The following is an 18,700-nucleotide window of genomic DNA, read 5'->3' on the forward strand; positions in this document are numbered from 1 at the left end:
GCACTCAAGTACTGCGTTTCTGCTCCTTCTTTCACTTGTTCGACCGATTCTTCTACGTTGCGTTGTGGTTTATTTGAAGCAATTGCTTCGATTTCTGGGTGAATTGCTCTGTAGAACGAACAAGTTGATCGGCGACTTCCGTTACATTGGAAGCAATGCCATGAATGATTTGATTCAAATTTTTGGACATTTTCACCATTGCATGGTAGGCTTGACCGATCTCATCTGAGGACCGGACAGGATTCGCTTGCAATAGAACACCAGCTTCAGCCAGATTGCCGGATGCTATGCTTCCGCACTGAAAACGATAAGCCGTAGTGGTCGAAGCGTCCGGGAAATGAACCATACAATAACGACAGTGGCAAGCACGACAGCCCAATAAACCCAATAAAATACGGGATGCTATCTTCAATAACAGAATCAGCAATATGATCGACTGCGGTAGCTTCCGTATCGATACCTAATACTCCGATAAACTTCCCCGTCTCGTCTTTGACTGGCGCGTAGGTGGAAATATACTTGCCATATTGAGGATTATCGATCACGGGAGAGCTAGCCATTTCTCCATTCAACAACCGTTCCACTGCCTCGGCTGGTATATCGGTCACTTCATTGATCGGTGAAGCAGAATCGGAATTTTTTGGCTGTCCGTCAATCATCAGCAGTGGCTGGTTAGCTTCATCAATTCTTACGAAGTAGACGTAAAGCGCCCTTATGCGGGTTCGGTAGTGATCCAGTTCTTGTCTGAGATTCCAGTATAATTCCGTCTCTTGCGGATCCTTTAAAAAGTCTGCATAGGGTATGGCATCCATTTCATTGACGTAGCTTTGCGCTAATTTCATCCCGTAGCTGGCTATTGCCTTTTCGCTTGAAGACTTTGCATTTCCGATTTGTGAAAAGATGTAGCCGATTGAAAGTAATAAAATGAAAGCGATAATATAGGCAACGAGCTAATACTGTAAAAGATTCACATGGATATTCCTTTCGGCTTTATTTTACGATTCGTGCTATTTCGAATTTTTCTAGTCGAACCTCTATCACTAGGAAATTGCTTTAACTGGGTAAATATCTCAAATACTCCCGAGATTTTCAATATGTTGGATCAAAATTTAGAATATTTTATGTGTAATTCATCAGGAAAACGAAACGGCAAATACAAGAAAACCGCTCAGGACACGAGTTGATCCGTGATCCGTAAGCGGTTTTCTATTCTTCATTGAAATGAAACCAAATTACTCATTACTTCCCATATAGAACGAAACATGAGGCGGAACCATCCTGCCTTTTCCAGCCTGAAAAGGGGCAGTCAGTGTGGTGGCCATACAAAATTCTAATCAACTAGATTGGTTCCTTGTGCTTTTCCGTACGGTTTTGCCATTATTCGTTCCCACAAAGGGATGAACTGCTTGATTAACGGTCCGATCGCCAGAGCCGTCACCAGAGTCCCCAACGAAACCGGTCCTCCGAGAAAAAAGCCGAACAACGTAACCGTGCATTCGATCCCGATTCTCACATTTCCGATACCCCAGCCCATTCGTTCATGTAAGGCCAACATAAAGCTGTCGCGAGGACCCGCCCCGAGTCGTGGCGAGATATACATTCCCGTTCCGAATGTATAGATCAGCAGACCTCCAGCAAACATGGCGACGCGCTCGATGACGGTATCACCAACGGGAAACCATTTTAGCCACAAGAATAAGTCGATGAACAGCCCAAAGAAAATCATGTTCAAAAACATGCCGACTGTAGGCTTTATTCTGCCAATTGCGTATGATGCGAAAATAATACTCAGACCCATGATTTGCGACCACATACCGATGGTCAAACCAAATGTCTTTTGTAATCCGATATGCAGCGTATCCCACGGAGCAACACCAACATTGGCCTCTATCATCATGGCAATCCCATAACCCATGACGGCCAATCCAAGCATAAAAACAATGTATCGAATGGTAAGCGGATGAAGCAAGAATTTCTTACCCATGATTTCCCCCTATGGGGGTGTTCTGCCCCCTATTTTATTGTCCTTCTCTGGTCTGATATGGGGGTGATTGAGCGAATGCTGCATGTCCTCTCACAACGACTACCGGCAAGACTAGACTATTATTCAACAAGATCACCTACTTTCCTACCGTCTGGATGAACCACCATGAGGAGGATTCAGATTCATGTACTCGGTTCTATGATTATTCATCAAGTTACTGGATTTGTCTACGGCTTCAATACATATGAACCCGCCAGCCTGATCACCAGTTTGACTAGCTCATGGAATCCGTTGGGTACAGAATTGCTGCAGATGTGATGGATTCAAGAAAAAATCGTATACATAAAAAAGCTCTTGGGAAGCTGTTGTAACTGCTAAACTAAATTCAACAGTATCCGCCAAATGTTGCCTTTGATCGCATTCAGGGTAGAAAATAGCCATTTCGCAGGTATATGGCACCAGCGAAAGCCGACCACCACGATACGGTTTGCCCGAATAATGCTGTCAACTGCCTGCTGGTAAAGCTGGTAATCGATGTGCTGCAAGCTATGCTGTAAAAAAGCAATATCTGTATCGATTACCTGATGCGCATAATTATCACTCGTGACAGCATCCTCGGTATCGCGGTACTTTTGAATCGGGCCTTTGCGCTGATCTACCATTAAAAGCGATTTCTTGATTTCATCCTGCAGCTCGGTGTATCCCGAATAGCCAAGTGAGTAGCAAAACCGAATGACCGTTGCTTCACTGGTATTCGTGATTTCTCCTATTTTTTTGGCTGTGTGGATCGCGATCAAACTAGGTTTCTCGACAGCGACCTTCGAGATGATTTTCTGGCTGTCTGATTGCAAAAGGAAAAAAAGCCACCAGTCAACGGAGGCTGGCGGCTGTATTTTGGTTCATTCATGTGCATTATTTTCGAAGCTTTGAAGGTGGAGACATATACGTCAACCGACTTTGTTTGATGCCCATCGAGATTATACTTTCCAGCATCTTTGTAGCGGCAAAAGTAGGGTCAATCACAGGAACATCATAACCTTTGCTCTTCAACTGATCATGGAGATCGGAAGCAACCCCCATCATCCCTGTGCAGCCCAGAACAAGAGCGTGCGCTTTGTCTTGCTCAATCGCTTTTATCATTTCTTCAAACAAGGACGCTTTTAATCGCTCCTTCTCGACTACTTCCAAAACAGGAATATTGACATACCTGATAGAAGCTAGATTTCCATTCACACCAAGGGTTTTGCTGATATTTTCAATCATCGGCACGACGTTCGGAAGCACCGTCACTACTGAGAACGACTTGGCCAGCAAGCTAGCAAACAACATCGATGCCTCTGCTGCACCCACCACGGGAATATCGACGACCTCTCGCGCCGGTTTCACACCCGGATCACCGAAGCAAAGACTAATGACGCCATCGTAGCCATCCTTCTCAGCCTCAATCGTTTTTTCCAGAAAATTTGGTATGCACAGCGCTTCGTCGTATTCACTTTCCACGGAGGCAGGTCCGTAATCGAGATTGCACACTCCTACTTCTGTAGTTTCTGCGGCGTAGCTGCTAATCTCTTCGTTGATCTCGTCGTTAAATACGTCTGAAATGATCGGCATAATCACTTTGATTTTCATGGCTATCTCTCCCATCATCATGTTATTGATTCACGGACAGGTTACCCGCAGCTTTGACGCGTACTCTTGTTGCATTCCCCGGTAGATAGGCCAGAGGCACATCTTCAATATCCACAATGCTGATGGTCTCAGGCTCAGCTCCAGCAGCGATCGCTTCTTCGATAGCAATTTTTTTCGCAAGTTCAAGCGTTTTTTCACGTCCCAACTCATCCAGAGCAAATACTCGTTCGATCTGTCCGCTTACCTGAGCAATTCCGGCACCGATCGCATTTGCCACCCCATAATGGTTGGGACGAATGACCTCCGATGCACCTTGTAATTGATTGGGTAGAAGAATACTTCCTCCCCCGACCAGAATGACCGGAACTGGGTCAGCACTTGTTTTCATTTTATCGATTGCTTCTTCCACCATCCCAACGATGCGAGCGTAGACTCTCTCCAGTATGGCTATATCCAAATGGGCAACCTTCGCACGATCCCCGATGTCTGCCTTGCCAAGTGCAACGGCTACATCCGTCGTCGCTAGAGTATCTCCTCCAAAAACCAGGCCTTTTTCCCTCAAGCGGTAGCCAACACTGTCAGGGCCTACAGTAAAGCTCCCATTTTCATTCATGTGTACGATCGTTCCTCCGCCTAATCCGATGGAGATGAGGTCAGGCATCCGGAAATTGGTCCGCGCTCCACCGATCTCCACCGCCAGAGAAGACTCGCGTGGGAAGGAGTTGATCAAAACACCAACATCTGTGGTTGTTCCCCCCACATCAACGATTAGGGCATTGGATAATCCAGCCAGATAGGATGCTCCCCGAATACTGTTCGTAGGACCGCAAGCAATCGTCAAAATCGGGTACTTGATGGCATATTCCACGTTCATCAGCGTGCCATCGTTTTGACCGAAAAACACCTTGGCATCGATCCCTTCTTCCATGAGGGCGTTTTTGAAGCCTTCTGCCGTCGTTTTCGCTACCTGGACAACAGCCGCGTTGAGAATCGTTGCGTTTTCTCGCTCCATCAATCCGACACTGCCGATCTCATGGGAAAGGGAAACGGGAACCGTATCACCCAATACCTCATGCAAAATCTCTGCTGCACGAAGCTCATGCTGTTTTGATACCGGGGAAAAGACAGATGTCACAGCAACCGAATCGACAGACCCTTTGATTTCGTGTGCGATGCGGTACAATTCCTCTTCATCGAGTTTTGTGATTTCAGCTCCATTAAACTCATGTCCACCGCGGACGATGTACGTGTATTTTCCGAGCAGCTGGCGCAAATCATCAGGAACGCCAACTAATGGCTTCACTGCCAGAGTAGCGGGAGCTCCTATGCGAATGGAGGCAATCTGATTCAGTCGCTTGCGCTCTACCAGTGCATTCGTGCAATGTGTGGTGCCTAACATGGCGTATCGGATCTGGTCCAGCGGTACACCCGAATTACCGATCACATCGCGCATCGCTGCATAAATACCCGAGCTCACATCTTCGGTGGTCGAGGATTTGGTTTGCGCAATCACTCTGTACTCATTGTCCAACAAAACAGCATCAGTATTGGTTCCACCTACATCAATTCCAATTCGATAGCTCACTTGGATGCCACTCCTTTTCCGACAAGTTCTTCGACTGGAATATAGTCCACTTCGTATCCGAAATAGCCTGGTCCACACGTTTCGATGCCCTTAGGCGTCCGCCATTTGGGATGGCAAGGCATGCCGATCACCACTGTTCGTGCCCCGTATCGCAAGCCTTCTGTAGTGATCGGTAGCCCTGTTTCAGCATCTAGCACGGCAATGAGATCAGGTGTGACACATAAAAGCCGGTCCTGTGTCTTGGCGATTAGATGTTCATTTTGGAACCGAATTTGCAGGGTTTCCCCATAATAATCGCCCAAGCCCTCCATCGTTGCTGTACCTCTGGCAAAACCTGTTTCCGTTTTCCGATTGATATCTACGACTTTTCCTCGGAATAGCTCAAAGCCGTTTGTTAATTGAAGGACTTCTTTTACCGGATCTAAATGGGTTTCTTTTGTCAGCCGAATGGCTCTGCCAATGTCTTCTTCCAATTTCAAAATATTATGAATTCCACTCCGTTTGAGATTTTCACCTTTCATCGGATAGATCGCAAACATGACCGATCCACCTTTTTGTATGGTTGCTCCACGCGCAATCTTTTCAGCCCACAAATTGTCGATCGTATCGAGTAAGGTCAGATTTCCTTTTTCATCCGCGATCACCATCGGTGTAGCCGCGATTCCATCCAGGTAAAAGGTAACCATCTGCAGCTCAGGAAATGCGCGCCCCATGCCGTCTACATCCACTACGGGCAATCCCAGCTGTGCTGCCAAAGCAAGTGGCAGAAGTGAGTTGATACCCCCTGCTTCGATGGGAAACGTGGCGAATATTTTTTTTCCCAAAAACCGCTCCAATGATTCAAACGCAAGCTTTGCTTCGTGGCCACTTGGCACCTTTTCCACCATTACCGTCGGGGCACCCATCATCCCGGAGGAGACCACGAAAGCATCATCGGGGATTTCATCTACCGAATAAAGCTGAATCGGCCCATACTCCTCAATTGCTTGCAAGGTCATCAGCTTCCCTATATAAGGATCGCCACCACCGCCTGTACCCAATACGGCTGCTCCGATTGCAATATCTTCAATTTCTTGCTTCCCTAAAAGTCTCACATGATTCTCTCCCTTCACTGGTTGGTGTCATTTGTAGTAGATGGCTTTGTTCACTTCTGTGCTGTTTTGGCGCTTGTTTTGGTCGAAGAGTTTCATTCCGATGTAGTAGGAGAGTCCTGCCACAACCAGCGAATTCAGGGAAGGAATGCCGATCTCGATCAAATAACCCGTGGCACTGCCTAAGATCCAGGCAATGATGGTGATCGGATTCAATCCTTCGGCTGTGTCAGGCAGCAAGCCCTTCTCTCTCGTTTCGTCCAGTATTTTTCGATGACGCTTCAGAATGAAATAATCCACGACCATGATTCCGCCGACAGGCGGGACGAAAATACCGAGAAACACCAAGAAATTGACGAATTTATCTAAAATACCAAGAACGGAAAGAAGAGTTCCGATTACCCCAATGACAAGCGTTACCATTCCCCGATTCACCTTTTTTCTGAAAAAGGAATCAATGGCAGCCGTAATTCCTAATGAAGAAGCATACAAATTGATATCGTTGATCTTGACTGTGGCAAATATGACGATGGCAGCCCCCAATACCCCTGTCGTCTGCATGATAATCGTCAATACATCATCACTTGCCACTGCATGAGCCATCAGAACTGCAATCATATTGACAATGAGCCCGACTACTGTCCCGATCAATGTCATCCATAAAACGTCCTTCCCATTTCGGCAGTATCGGCTCATATCGGGCGTCACGATTGCCCCGATCATATATCCGCCTGCAACCATGGTAGCAGCAACACCGATCGAAAGCGCCGGTCCCGGCGGTGGAGAAGCAATGAGATCGCCCAATTGGTGACCTTTGAGGACTTGATAAATGCCATAAGCGATGACCAGCAAAAAACCAGGTACGGCAATTTTTGCTGTCCAACTCAGCCATTTAAACCCGAAGATCACAATAAGCGTGACAAATAATCCAGTAAGGGTCGCTGCCAGAGGGAAACCCAATACACCACCTAGCGATTGATCAAGTCCCTGAGCAAAAACCGAATTCTGAATGCCGAACCATCCCGAGCATCCTATCGCGATAATTAAACCGAGGATTCCTGACCCGTATTTCCCAAATCCAGTCCAGCGAGCGAGCAGACTGGTGGAAAGCCCTTCACGTACTCCTGTGTATCCGATCAGGAAGCTGACTGCTTCCAAAATCACGCTACCTAGCATCGTGGCCCAAAATGCTTGCCAAAAGGTCATTCCGTAGCCGAGTGCAGCTCCCATCATGAATTGAGCCAAGCTGGTAAGGGCACCAACTCGGACGAGCATCACTTCCCACATCGGCAAGCGCGCTTCAGTAGGTACTCTGCTAAGTGCATAATCGTCTGCGCTGTTTTGAACATTAGCCATCCCATCCATCCTCCTCTATGCGATTTTGTAAATCCCCTCCTTTAGCAACCGATTCTTCACCCCCTTTCGCTGACTTACAACGTACCGATCGCTTTTACTTTGATGCGCAATGCTTTGCTCGGCAGATAGACGAACGGAATGGTTTTGACACTTTGAATCACCACGGTGTCTTGTTTGGCACCAGCAAGGATGGCGGCTTTTATTGTTTCTTGTTTTGTCCTTTCAACCGCTTCTGATTGGGACATATGATCCAGCCAATACATGCGATCGCTGTTCCCGCTGATGGGCGCAATGCAGGCACCAATGGCATTCACATAAAGATAGTGGCGAGGCAGCAAAACCTCAGACCACGGATATTTAAAATGAGCCGCAAATGCAGCACCGCCTTCACCGACGAATAGAATTGGCAGTGGCTCATAACGGGGCTGAAAACGTTGAACAGCTTGGAAAATTTCGTCCAGATGGGATATCTCAAAGGGAGTGCATGCACCAAAAGGGAGACGCACGATTTTCGGCATGTCTACGTTCACACGAATACCAGCAATATGTTCCCCTCGATGCCCTTCCTTTGGAAATCCTCCCTCCAAGGTACCAATATAAGTGGTGTCGCGATGCACATCTACTACGACACCATCCTCTATGCCCGTGAGAAAGGAGGCGCCACGAAAGCCATTCGTGATCTCGGAACGAAGCGTTCGAATAGGATATCGGAGCGCATGTTCATAAGACATCAGCGTGCCATCGTTTTGCGTAAAATAAATGGGAGAATCGATTTTCCATCCTTTTAACAATGCGCCTAATCCGTGTAACGAATGGGTCATGACCTTGGAAAGCGCAGCATTGAGAATGGCTGCATTTTCTCTCTCAATAAATCCCACACTGCCGAGTTCGTGGGAAACTGTAATTGGGAATTCCGGCCCCAGCTGATCTCGTATCCACTCTGCCACTTTCTTTTCATGCGAATCATTCATCGGTGAAAAGGTTCCGGTGATGACGAGTGCTTCGATCTCCCGGTTTTCATCACGTTGTAAAAACGCTTCGATCTCGTGCCGGTATAATTTTTGAACCGAGGAACTGCCATCCAGTTCATGTCCTCCCTTCGTTTGCAGAAAATGCAATCCCACTGCACGACGAAATGTTTCGGGAGCATCGAATAAAGGTGGAATCACACTTTGAATCTGTCCGAGACGAATAACAGCGACTTTTGCGAGATTTTCTCCTTTTACGAGGGCATTGTAGCAATGGGAAGTTCCAATCATCACCGCACCGATCTCCAGAGGGTCAATTCGGGTTAACTTCAGTATCTGTTCGAGTACGGAGTCAATTCCCGCCAGGATGTCTGGTGTAGAAGCCTGTGTCCTCATACCAATCAATGCTGAGTGTTCATCCATGACAACACATACCGTCTTCGAGTCTCCCACATCAATTCCGAGACGCAGCATTTGCCAATCCTCCACCTTCCCGAAAAACAAGTTTATCTACCGGTTTAAAGTCACCGTTCAACCCAAAATGTTCAGGAGCTACAAAATCGAGCATTTTAGGATTTCTGATGACCGAAGGACTTGGAATGGCAATGACAAACACACGCATATGATGTTCGAGTTCCTCGATTGATATTGGATAACCGGTGTCCGCGTCTAAAACAGCGATCAGATCTGGTACCGTTACGGCATTGTGCTTCCTCAACTTTACCAATAGGTATTCATTTTGAAACAATACCTCTGCTTGCTCTCCCGAATCATAACCACTGCCCTCGACGATGATCCTGCCGCTTACGATGCCTTCTACGATATCTCGTTGCAAATCCACAACCTGTCCTTCGATCATCTTGATCGGGGTGCCATAAATAGAGTTTTGAAATGTGCGGGTTAATGATGCAATTACCCGATGCACATCAGCACCTGCTGCCATCACTGCGTCCCCAAGCCGCTTGGCCAGAGAAAAGCTGTGTAGGATTCCGGTTTCTTGAACTTCTCTCCCTCTCATCGCATAACATGCGATCGCTGCCCACCCCCCCATCTCCGCTACATGTCTGCGTGACTGAATTTCTATCTCCTGGTTCGATGGATGACAAAGACAAGTTTTCATACCTGCTTCATTCCGCATCATAAAAGGACTAGCCTGCACGCCGTAAGCATGAAAAGTCGTCATGTGAATCTCAGGAAACGCTCTCCCCATCCCATCTGCATCAAGGACGGGTAGTCGATTCAGAGCTCCTGCAAGAATAGGGGCAATCGCGTTCATTCCACCGATCTCCAGACCAGTCAAAGCGGTAGCGACAATCTTTTTTTCCTGCTCTAGATCTGATAACACTTGTTTTAACTCCTGACCTGAAGGCAGTTTTTCACTTAAAATTGTCGGTGAACCCATGATTCCAACAGGGATGGCCCACTCCTCTTCTGGAAAATGAAAAGGGGATACGAGTGGTATCGGTCCATGCTCTCGAATAGCTTGCTTTGCCATGAACTTTAATAAAGTGGTATCGCCGCCTCCGCCAGAACCCAGATACAAGGAACCGCAAGCAATCGATGCAAGGAAAGATTCATCAATCAAATGTTTCATTGTGACCTCCTATGAAAAAGTAATTGCAGAAAACATGCCAATCGATAATCGCTCATAAACACGAATAATATCCATGATTTTGCTCAGGTTCCTGCAATACAAGATGTGTCCTGAGAATTTTCGAAAAGAAAAATAGAGAAAACAACGGATCATTTCCTGATCTTTCGCATGTTTTCTCATAATTTCTCTCGTTTCTTCTGTTTTTCTCGTGTTGAGAATATTTTGCTATTTCATTCGCTGCAAACGCCGGTAGAGAGTGGCCATGCTGATTCCCAATGCTTCGGCTACTTTTTTCTTTCCTTCTGTAGTTCGCCCATATCTTTGAAGGGCTTCCAAAATGCGCTCCTCTTCTTCTTTTTCTTCGCGCAAACGGATCGGGACTCGATGTACAGTCTTGGGAGAAGCTCCATTCACGAATTCCGCGGGCTCCATGCTGTTCTGGATCGCGACAGGCAAGCTGTTGATCGTGACGATTTCGCCAATTTCCAGATTGACAATGTACTCCACGACGTTTTGCAACTCTCGTACGTTACCCGGCCAATCGTATTGATAGAGCCGTTGCATGGCTTGGGAGGAGAACCGTTTCGGTTCCTTGTCGAAGTGACCGCAAAACTTTTTCATGTAATAATGAATCAGTTCATACAAATCTTCTTTCCTTTCCCGCAAGGCAGGAATGAACAAGGGAATCACGTTGAGTCTGTAATACAGGTCTTCACGAAATTGCCGTTTGGCGATCATGTCCTCCAAGTCTTTGTGTGTAGCTGCAATAATTCGCACATCCACTGAAATGCTTTCCTGACCGCCGACGCGTTCTATTCTTCGCTCTTGCAAAACCCGTAATAGCTTTGCTTGCAGATAGAGTGGCATGTCCCCGATCTCATCCAGAAACAATGTACCGCCCCGAGCAAGTTCAAAACGCCCCTGCTTGCCCCCTTTTTTTGCACCTGTAAAGGCTCCTTCCTCATATCCAAATAATTCGCTCTCTAGAAGGGCTTCAGGAATGGCCGCACAATTAATGGCGATGAAGGGACCTGCTTTTCTACTGCTCGTCCCATGAATCGCCTGAGCAAAAACTTCTTTGCCCGTCCCGCTTTCCCCGCGAATTAGGATCGTAGATTCGCTTTTCGCTACTTGCTCTGCACGCTCCTTTAATCCTGTAATCACCTCGCAGTTTCCAATGATGTCGTGAAAAGAAAAACGAGTCGTATATCTGTGCACGGGTTCTGCTTCCCGGAGCGTTTCTTGCTTGGTAAATTGTAAAATCGCGCCTTCAATCCCCTTATTTACAATGAGAGGATGCAAACGGCAGGTAAAAGGAAGAAGTTTGCCCGACATATGAATCAGTTTGACTGGAAAATCACTTAATGGCCTGCCCAGCTTTACATGCTCAAGAAGGGACACCGATTCAATCAATTCAAGAAACGACTTGTTCATGATGGTAATCTGGGAACAGCCCCATATCTTTTCGGAGTAGGAATTGGTATGAATGACCGTCCCTTCCGTATCGACGACTAAGATAGGTTGGGGAATGAGAGACAGTAAACCTTCTACCTCTCGTAAAAGCTTCAATTGATCCCTTTTCCATTGATTTAGGGATTTCATGCACATACCCCCTCGTCGTAAGTCTTTCACGAATGTCTAAATCGAGATTCTATCCCTTAATGTTCTACGAAAAAGAGTGTTGACCTTTTACGAATATGGATGCCCTGATCAGCTTCATGAATCAAACAATCCGCCATGCTATCTCTGAGAAGACGAGATTAGCTGGCGGATCGCATATAGCGTATAAATGTTGCTTACGAAGCAGTTATTTTACGTCATACCGTACTGGGATTCTTCTCACGCTGATAGCAAATCTCTCCACCAATGATGGTCATTTCAATCTCAGTGGTCAAGATTTCATCTACCTCAATTTCTAATAGATTTTTCGAATATACTGTCATATCCGCATACTTTCCTCTGCTGATGGTACCCTTGACTGCTTCCTCATTGGTTGCCAGCGCGCCCCCATAAGTAAACAGGCGAATCGCCTCTTCCACGGATAGATTTTGCTCGGGATTATAGCCGTCGTGAGCGTCTTTTGGTGCACGTCTGGTGACGGTAGCATGAATCCCCAAGAGGGGTTCCAGTGGTTCGATAGGAGCATCAGAACCACCTGCACACATAATTCCTGCTTCTAGCATGCTTTTCCAAATGTAGGTTTGGGATGCCCGTTCTTCGCCGATGCGATCCGCAACCCAAGGGAAATCACCTACGACAAAGCGAGGCTGTATATCAGCGACAATGTTCGGCTTTTTCAATCGCTCCAACAAATCTGGACGGAGCAAGGAGGTATGAATCATGCGATCACGGTATTCGACCGGTTCGAATTGATCCAATGTATCCAATACCATCGCCAGCGCTTCATCTCCAATGGTGTGCACAGCTATCGGCATCTGGGCATCACGAGCTTCTTTGAAAAGCTCGTAAAGGGTTTTCGAATCGTGAATCTTGCTGCCGTAATTTTCTGGATCATCTGTATAAGGAGCGGATAAGTATGCGGTTCGTCCACCAAAGCTTCCGTCGGCAAAGATCTTCACAGCTCCGATTTGCAAGGTTTCATTTCCGTATCCTGCGTGCATTCCACGCTCCACCAATCGCTGTACATGAGGATAATAAATGAGAAGATTACAGCGCAAACCAAGTTTTTCCTCGTTCAGGAGCTCATCGTACAACTGCCAGGTCTGATCCAATCCACCAAGCCCACGCAAATCCTCTGTATGGACACTGGTAAGCCCGCATTTCATCGCATATTGGATGGCTTGTCTCAGCAAGTCCTTCAGTTGTTGGTAAGTCGGCTGCGGAATATGCTTTTCCACAATATCGGCCGCCGTTTCCAGCAGAAGCCCTGTCGGTTTTTTGGTTACAGGATCAAGAACGACGGTACCTCCCGATGGAATCACCATCTCTTCTGAATAGCCAGCGATTTCCAAAGCCTTGCTGTTCACCAGCGTGACATGGCCACATACTCTAGGCAAAAAAACAGGACAATGTGGAGACACTTCGTCTAGCTCCTCGATCGTAGGCAAGCTTCCATCCGTGAATCGATTCTCATCCCAGCCTCTGCCCTGCACCCATTCATTTGCAGCCGTTTGGTCAGCGCGTGTTTTAATCGCTTGTAAAAGCTGATGCTTGGAAGTGATAGGTGTCAAGTCCAGATTCTTAAAGGTCATGGCAATCGAAGAAAGATGCAGGTGACTGTCAATCAAACCGGGTGTGACCATTTTCCCTTCCAGATCTCTTACGATCGCCTCTGGTCCACCCCATTGCTGCAGCATGTCCCGCTGGTCTCCGAGGTCGACGATTTTCCCATCCTGGACGACGACGGATTCTGCTGTAGGCTGAGCGGGATCAAACGTGTAAAACCTTCCGTTGGTAAAAATCGTTGTCATAGGTACCCGTCCTTCATCATTTGGTAAACGTCGCTGTGAGCAGCCGTGATGTCTTTCCCGGAGCGACGGCTGATCCGTTCTGCTGCCTGTTGTGCTTCACGGATTGCTTCTTTCTCATTCACCGTGACTAGCTGATATTCCTCCATGACGAACTGACCATCAATGATCACGGTCTCCACTTCATTGCCTCTCGCGGAATACACGAGATTGGGAACGATGTTTCGGATGGGATCCGTGAACACAGGGCACAATGTGGGGCTTTCCAGATTCACGATCAGAATGTCTGCCTTTTTCCCTTTTTTGAGGCTGCCAATCTCATGATCCAGTCCGATGGCTGTGGCTGATTCAATCGTGGCCAGCCTCAGGGACAACCAAGCAGGGAACGCTTTTGGATCGGAGCGCTTCACTTTATTGAGGATGGCGGCAAATTTCATTTCATTGAACATGTTGTTGCAGTTGTTCCCAGGCGCTTGATCCGAACCAAGTGCGGCCTGACCTCCTGCTTCGAGGAAATCCATGATGGGCGGAACTAATCCATCGATAATTCCGATGCTACCTGCACAGTAAATCATCGAGGCACCGCGTTTCGCTACAAGGTATGTCTCGTCTTTGGTAGCTTCAGTCAAATGGACGGCCATCAGTCTGGAATCCAGATAACCCAGCTCATCCAGATACGGAATAGTACGCTTGCCGTATCGCTTCACCATTTGATCGATTTCCCTGTCGCCCTGGGCAACGTGCATATGAATAAGCGTATCGTATTTCTCAGCCAGCGTTTTTACCTCTAGCAGCAGTTCAGTTCCCATCATGTCTGCCCCTTGAGGTCCAAATAGGCAGGTAATTCTTCCGTCACCTTGCTCGTGCCATTTCTCAAACAGCCGGATGCTTTCCTGCAGCCTTTGATTTCCCAAAGCAGTGTCAAATGGGTACAAGTCTCCCACAGGCAAAGTCCCGATATCGTCCCGCAACTCATTGATCGTTTCGGCTACCCTTGCTCGCGCTCCCGTCTTCACATAATGCGAAACGATGTCATTCATATTGTGATCGTAATCGCAGAAAGTGGTCGTACCTGCCTTGATCCCTTCAATGATCGTCACCAGTGAGCCTGTCAGGGCATCCTCTTTGTCTGTATTTTTGATGAACGGCCATAGCCCTTTTTGCATCCAATGGGACATGTCCTGCGCCATACCCCTGAAGATGGAGAGCCCTGTGTGAATATGAGCGTCAATGAGCCCTGGCATGACCAGCTTTCCGGTTCCATCGATCAATCGGTCTGCCTGATAAGCAGAGAGTATATCAGCGGACGGTCCTACAGCCAGAATCATATTCCCCTTTACTGCGATCGCACCGTTCTGTACCATGCCTACTCCCTTGCCTTCCATCGTCAAAACAAAGGCATGGGCAATGATAAAATCCGCTTTCACAGCAATGCCCTCCACTTTTCACAAGTTTACAGCTTAATGATTCAACACTTTGGAAAGAAAGTCTTTTGCCCGTTCGGTTTCGGGATTGGTAAAAAATTGTTCAGGCGGTGCTACTTCCACAATCTTTCCATCCGCCATAAAGACGATTTGATTGCAGATTTCGCGGGCGAACCCCATCTCATGCGTCACCACGACCATCGTCATCCCGGTAGAAGCCAGTTTCCGTATAGCATCGAGCACTTCCTTGATCATCTCCGGGTCGAGCGCAGAGGTCGGCTCGTCGAAGAGCATCACCTTGGGGTCCATGGCCAAGGCGCGTGCAATGGCCACACGCTGCTGCTGACCGCCGGAAAGCTGCCCCGGATACGAAGCGAATTTGTCTCCCAGTCCGAGTGAGGTCAACAGGCTTTTCGCCTTCTCTTCTGCTTGTTCCTTTGGTATTTTTTTCACTTGAATGGGGGCAATCGAGACGTTTTCGACAGCAGTCAAATGCGGATACAAATTGAAAGATTGAAAGACAAAGCCGATATCGGTACGCACCTTGTTGATATCGGTCTTACTGGCGTGCACGGATGTGCCGTCCACCACGATTTCTCCTGCCTGGATCGTCTCCAAAGCATTGATACTGCGGATAAGGGTGCTTTTTCCAGCCCCGCTTGGTCCGATCAAGGCGTAAATATGCGATTCTGGAACCTCTAGGTTAATGTCTTTCAACACTTGAATAGGTCCAAAGCTCTTATTGACTTGTTTGATTTGGATCACAGTCGGGCCTCCTTTTCACATGATAGCGCGGTTCCGTTACTCGGATACCCGATAGCGACGTTCGATTAGATTGATCAGTTGAGAAAGGAAAAACGTGACGACGAAGTACATGATCGCGACGAACGTCCATACTTCCAATGCACGGAATGAAGTCGCCACGACATTTTTAGCGATCAGCGTCAAATCCACCACCGAGATGACCGAAACCAAGGATGAATCCTTGATCAAGGTAATAAACTGGGAAGCCATCGGAGGGACTACCTTTCGGAAGGCTTGCGGCAGGATGATAAAGCGCATGGCCTGGATATAGCTCATGCCGGACGAGCGTGCCGCCTCCATTTGACCGCGTGGAACAGCCTGAATACCTGCACGGACGATTTCGGCGATAAAAGCAGCCGAGAACAACCCCAACCCGACAACCCCGGATAAGAAAGGCCCCATCTTGAGAAATTTGCCCAGGACAAAATAGATCCAGAACAGCAGGACGAGGAGAGGAACTCCTCGGACAAATTCCACATAGCAGACCGCGATGAAAGAAACAACGCGATTGCGGGAGATGCGGCAAAGGCCCAAAATGATCCCAATCGGAATGCTCACGAGTAAAGCGCACGCTGATATTTGCAGCGTGACGATCAAGCCATCCAACAAAACATTCCAATGCTCCGAAATAACACGCCATGAAGTGCCCATTTAGATCAAACCTCCTAAAGTCCGCACTCATTCACACATCTTGGCGGTTAATAATTATCTTGTTGAACGTTATTAATCCATTCGTTGGATTTGAACCATTTTTGGATGGCTGCCTGATCAGCTGGTCCATTTCGGTAAGAAGCCAGGAACGAATTCATCCACTGAATGGTCGCATGGTCGTTCAATGGAAGTGCAATGCCGAGGTTTTCGCTGGATAAGGTCTCATAAATACCTCTGACCGAATCGCCATTCATGATTTCATAGACCGCGATGCCTGGTTCATCAAAAATAACTGCATCTGCTTGGTTTTGTTTGACAGCCAAAGCAGCATTGGCAAATCCGTCAAAATCCATCATTTGCGCATTTTGGAACAATTGCTTGGCGAGAAGCGCACCTGTAGTCCCTTGAGCTAACGCAATCTTTTTGTCCGGTTTATCCAAATCCTTCCATGTCTTTGTGGCCGAATCGGATTTTGGTACCATGATGATCTGGCCAGCGGAGTAGTACGGATCGGAAAAGCTCACAGCCAGCGCACGATCACCACGGATGGTCATGCCAGAAATAACCATGTCGATATCCCCTGTTTGCAGGGCAGGAATTAGTCCACCAAACTCAAATTCTTTGAATTCCACTTCAACCTTCAGTGCCTCGCCAATGGCTTTGCCCAAATCAATGTCATAACCGACATTCACACCTTGTTTATCCTTCATTTCAAATGGGAAATAGCCCGGAGAAGTACCAATTATCAGTTTGTTTCGATCCACAATTTTTTGTATCGTAGACGGTCCTGTTGCCCCACCGCCTCCTACTTCCTGCGAACATCCGGTTACGAACACCAACAGTATGGCCAACCATAAAAACGCCATTTTTTTCATCTGATTTCCCCCTTTAGAAATAAAATGGAACAACCTAGGACTTGTCTAGCGGATCGCGGCGTAGAAAAGCTGTCATGCAGTGAATAGAGCCCCATCCTTTGATAATTTCGTCCATGGGTGTCTCGATCACGGTGATACCTGCTCGCTCCATCTTTGCTTTTGTCTCGGGATTGCCCGCTGGCATGACGACTTTTCCCGGTTCCAATGCCACAAAATTGGTGCAAAACGTTTCCTTCACCTCGGCTATGTCGGTAGCCTCAATCACCGTAAAATCTCGGTCCAGCAAAGGTTTCACGACATCGTAAGGAACTTGCCAAGGGAATAACACCACGGTTCGTCTATCTGCGATGTTCAACAAGCCGTCGATATGGGCGTGTCCATACGGGATCGGAAAGCGAATGATATCGGTAACTCCAATGTTTCTCAGCTCAGCTTCCACCTGTGCGGCCCCTGCTTCGTTGGCGCGAGCGCCAGTCCCGATAATCACGGTGTGACGGTCGACCCACATCGCGCAGGCCCCATCGAAGAAGCCGTCCCCGTTAATCGTTTTGATAATGGGAACTCCTAGTTTTGCCAATTGTTCTGCTACATATCGTTCCTCACCGCGCCTAGCCTCAATGGCAGGTCTGCAAACAATGGCGCCTTCGGGTGTTGTAACAACCAAATCCCTCAAGTACAAGGCATTGGGCTTGTCTTCTCGCATATTTTCCACATAATGTACTTCGATGCCATGCTCCCGATAGATATCTGCCAAGGCGTCCTGCTGTGCACGTGCCCTCTCTGGATTCATCGGGGCTTTCCAGCGAAAGTCAGCGTAGTTGCTTTCATTGACAATCTCAATTTCTCTGCCTGGTCTTCTCATCAGGACGGAACGCAAGGTACCAACCTCTGAGTCGCAATACCAATTGCCCCATAAATCAGGCATATCCTCTGAAAAAACCTTTTCTGATGGAAACCAGCGCTCACCTTGTACGTTTACATTCATAATGAAAATGTACTCCTCCTCTACAGGATAGGATGGATTTATATAAACCACCAAAACATGGGTTATATATGTTGAGCTTGATGGCGATTGTGACTTAAAGCTACTAGAAGTGGTACAGCTGATGGGTGCAAAGATGGTAAAAAAGAGTTTTGTGGGGAATAAGTGGATAATAATAAGTAGAGAGTAGTTCTATTTTATTTTGAAGTATAATAACAGGCAAGTAAAAATATTCAGAATAAATAAAATTTATAAGTGAATCAATTTCATAAATCTGAGCCCTACGGGCTCAAGGTTTTTTGAGCATAGAAAAAGGAGTACCTCCCCAA

The 18,700-nt window shown here is 47.3% G+C and carries 18 protein-coding genes; 1 reads left to right on the forward strand and 17 read right to left on the reverse strand.

The annotated features are described in order from the left end of the window. Positions 1-52: 52 nt before the first annotated feature. The 3 genes from JZI27_RS20220 to JZI27_RS20230 all read right to left on the reverse strand — a co-directional run bounded on the left by JZI27_RS20220 (position 53) and on the right by JZI27_RS20230 (position 1,984). Positions 53-253 (reverse strand): hypothetical protein, encoded by a 201-nt coding sequence (locus tag JZI27_RS20220; RefSeq protein ID WP_122907392.1) that lies wholly within the window; start codon positions 251-253, stop codon positions 53-55. A 13-nt stretch (positions 254-266) separates the two neighbouring features. Further along, on the reverse strand, positions 267-842 hold the full coding sequence (locus tag JZI27_RS20225; protein ID WP_122907391.1) for a hypothetical protein: 576 nt from the start codon (positions 840-842) through the stop codon (positions 267-269). A gap of 488 nt (positions 843-1,330) precedes the next feature. Continuing rightward, positions 1,331-1,984 carry a YczE/YyaS/YitT family protein gene (locus JZI27_RS20230; RefSeq protein WP_280208977.1) on the reverse strand — a complete coding sequence of 218 codons (654 nt, stop codon included), beginning with the start codon at positions 1,982-1,984 and terminating at the stop codon, positions 1,331-1,333. Between the two features lie 165 nt (positions 1,985-2,149). On the opposite strand from JZI27_RS20230, the gene JZI27_RS20235 reads away from it, so the two are divergent. Beyond that, on the forward strand, positions 2,150-2,302 hold the full coding sequence (locus tag JZI27_RS20235; RefSeq protein ID WP_251244509.1) for a hypothetical protein: 153 nt from the start codon (positions 2,150-2,152) through the stop codon (positions 2,300-2,302). A 56-nt stretch (positions 2,303-2,358) separates the two neighbouring features. Here the strand turns inward: JZI27_RS20235 and JZI27_RS20240 are convergent, their stop codons facing one another. From JZI27_RS20240 to JZI27_RS20305, 14 genes are all read right to left on the reverse strand, one after another. Next, the gene (locus tag JZI27_RS20240) at positions 2,359-2,835 is read right to left on the reverse strand and encodes a MurR/RpiR family transcriptional regulator (RefSeq protein WP_280208978.1); all 477 of its coding nucleotides are present in this window, start codon (positions 2,833-2,835) and stop codon (positions 2,359-2,361) included. A gap of 61 nt (positions 2,836-2,896) precedes the next feature. Beyond that, positions 2,897-3,613, reverse strand: coding sequence for an aspartate/glutamate racemase family protein (locus JZI27_RS20245; protein WP_280208979.1), 717 nt, complete (start codon positions 3,611-3,613; stop codon positions 2,897-2,899). Positions 3,614-3,635: 22 nt separating this feature from the next. Further along, positions 3,636-5,198, reverse strand: coding sequence for a hydantoinase/oxoprolinase N-terminal domain-containing protein (locus JZI27_RS20250; protein WP_280208981.1), 1,563 nt, complete (start codon positions 5,196-5,198; stop codon positions 3,636-3,638). Further along, positions 5,195-6,292 (reverse strand): DUF917 domain-containing protein, encoded by a 1,098-nt coding sequence (locus JZI27_RS20255; protein ID WP_280208983.1) that lies wholly within the window; start codon positions 6,290-6,292, stop codon positions 5,195-5,197. Before JZI27_RS20255 ends, JZI27_RS20250 begins: the two co-directional genes overlap by 4 nt. 27 nt (positions 6,293-6,319) lie before the next feature. After that, positions 6,320-7,645 (reverse strand): purine-cytosine permease family protein, encoded by a 1,326-nt coding sequence (locus JZI27_RS20260; RefSeq protein ID WP_280208984.1) that lies wholly within the window; start codon positions 7,643-7,645, stop codon positions 6,320-6,322. A 74-nt stretch (positions 7,646-7,719) separates the two neighbouring features. Beyond that, entirely contained in the window at positions 7,720-9,087 is a 1,368-nt protein-coding gene (locus JZI27_RS20265; protein WP_280208986.1) for a hydantoinase/oxoprolinase N-terminal domain-containing protein, read from the reverse strand. Continuing rightward, positions 9,068-10,207 (reverse strand): DUF917 domain-containing protein, encoded by a 1,140-nt coding sequence (locus tag JZI27_RS20270; RefSeq protein WP_280208987.1) that lies wholly within the window; start codon positions 10,205-10,207, stop codon positions 9,068-9,070. The genes JZI27_RS20265 and JZI27_RS20270 overlap by 20 nt, the downstream gene beginning before the upstream one ends. Positions 10,208-10,432: 225 nt before the next feature. Then, positions 10,433-11,815: a sigma-54 interaction domain-containing protein gene (locus JZI27_RS20275; protein WP_280208989.1), complete on the reverse strand. Its 1,383-nt coding sequence runs from the start codon at positions 11,813-11,815 to the stop codon at positions 10,433-10,435. A gap of 209 nt (positions 11,816-12,024) precedes the next feature. Further along, on the reverse strand, positions 12,025-13,638 hold the full coding sequence (locus JZI27_RS20280; protein ID WP_280208990.1) for an amidohydrolase: 1,614 nt from the start codon (positions 13,636-13,638) through the stop codon (positions 12,025-12,027). Then, positions 13,635-15,062 (reverse strand): amidohydrolase family protein, encoded by a 1,428-nt coding sequence (locus tag JZI27_RS20285; protein ID WP_280208991.1) that lies wholly within the window; start codon positions 15,060-15,062, stop codon positions 13,635-13,637. The genes JZI27_RS20280 and JZI27_RS20285 overlap by 4 nt, the downstream gene beginning before the upstream one ends. A gap of 33 nt (positions 15,063-15,095) precedes the next feature. Beyond that, positions 15,096-15,824 (reverse strand): amino acid ABC transporter ATP-binding protein, encoded by a 729-nt coding sequence (locus tag JZI27_RS20290; RefSeq protein WP_280208992.1) that lies wholly within the window; start codon positions 15,822-15,824, stop codon positions 15,096-15,098. 36 nt (positions 15,825-15,860) lie between these two features. Continuing rightward, positions 15,861-16,514, reverse strand: coding sequence for an amino acid ABC transporter permease (locus JZI27_RS20295; protein WP_280208993.1), 654 nt, complete (start codon positions 16,512-16,514; stop codon positions 15,861-15,863). A gap of 47 nt (positions 16,515-16,561) precedes the next feature. Beyond that, positions 16,562-17,389, reverse strand: a complete 828-nt coding sequence (locus JZI27_RS20300; RefSeq protein WP_280208996.1) for a transporter substrate-binding domain-containing protein — start codon at positions 17,387-17,389, stop codon at positions 16,562-16,564. Between the two features lie 34 nt (positions 17,390-17,423). Further along, positions 17,424-18,374 carry a dimethylarginine dimethylaminohydrolase family protein gene (locus tag JZI27_RS20305; protein WP_245996444.1) on the reverse strand — a complete coding sequence of 317 codons (951 nt, stop codon included), beginning with the start codon at positions 18,372-18,374 and terminating at the stop codon, positions 17,424-17,426. Positions 18,375-18,700: the final 326 nt, after the last annotated feature.

Origin of the sequence: Brevibacillus sp. AY1, from assembly GCF_029870785.1 — a bacterium.
Taxonomy (GTDB): Bacteria; Bacillota; Bacilli; order Brevibacillales; family Brevibacillaceae; genus Brevibacillus; species Brevibacillus invocatus.

What these genes read in the sequence shown, in the direction of transcription:
- JZI27_RS20225 (WP_122907391.1), bottom strand. Translation starts at nt 842, where the DNA reads ATGAAATTAGCGCAAAGCTACGTCAATGAAATGGATGCCATACCCTAT.
- JZI27_RS20230 (WP_280208977.1), bottom strand. Translation starts at nt 1,984, where the DNA reads ATGGGTAAGAAATTCTTGCTTCATCCGCTTACCATTCGATACATTGTT.
- JZI27_RS20235 (WP_251244509.1), top strand. Translation starts at nt 2,150, where the DNA reads ATGAGGAGGATTCAGATTCATGTACTCGGTTCTATGATTATTCATCAA.
- JZI27_RS20245 (WP_280208979.1), bottom strand. Translation starts at nt 3,613, where the DNA reads ATGAAAATCAAAGTGATTATGCCGATCATTTCAGACGTATTTAACGAC.
- JZI27_RS20260 (WP_280208984.1), bottom strand. Translation starts at nt 7,645, where the DNA reads ATGGCTAATGTTCAAAACAGCGCAGACGATTATGCACTTAGCAGAGTA.
- JZI27_RS20265 (WP_280208986.1), bottom strand. Translation starts at nt 9,087, where the DNA reads ATGCTGCGTCTCGGAATTGATGTGGGAGACTCGAAGACGGTATGTGTT.
- JZI27_RS20270 (WP_280208987.1), bottom strand. Translation starts at nt 10,207, where the DNA reads ATGAAACATTTGATTGATGAATCTTTCCTTGCATCGATTGCTTGCGGT.
- JZI27_RS20275 (WP_280208989.1), bottom strand. Translation starts at nt 11,815, where the DNA reads ATGTGCATGAAATCCCTAAATCAATGGAAAAGGGATCAATTGAAGCTT.
- JZI27_RS20280 (WP_280208990.1), bottom strand. Translation starts at nt 13,638, where the DNA reads ATGACAACGATTTTTACCAACGGAAGGTTTTACACGTTTGATCCCGCT.
- JZI27_RS20295 (WP_280208993.1), bottom strand. Translation starts at nt 16,514, where the DNA reads ATGGGCACTTCATGGCGTGTTATTTCGGAGCATTGGAATGTTTTGTTG.
- JZI27_RS20300 (WP_280208996.1), bottom strand. Translation starts at nt 17,389, where the DNA reads ATGAAAAAAATGGCGTTTTTATGGTTGGCCATACTGTTGGTGTTCGTA.
- JZI27_RS20305 (WP_245996444.1), bottom strand. Translation starts at nt 18,374, where the DNA reads ATGAATGTAAACGTACAAGGTGAGCGCTGGTTTCCATCAGAAAAGGTT.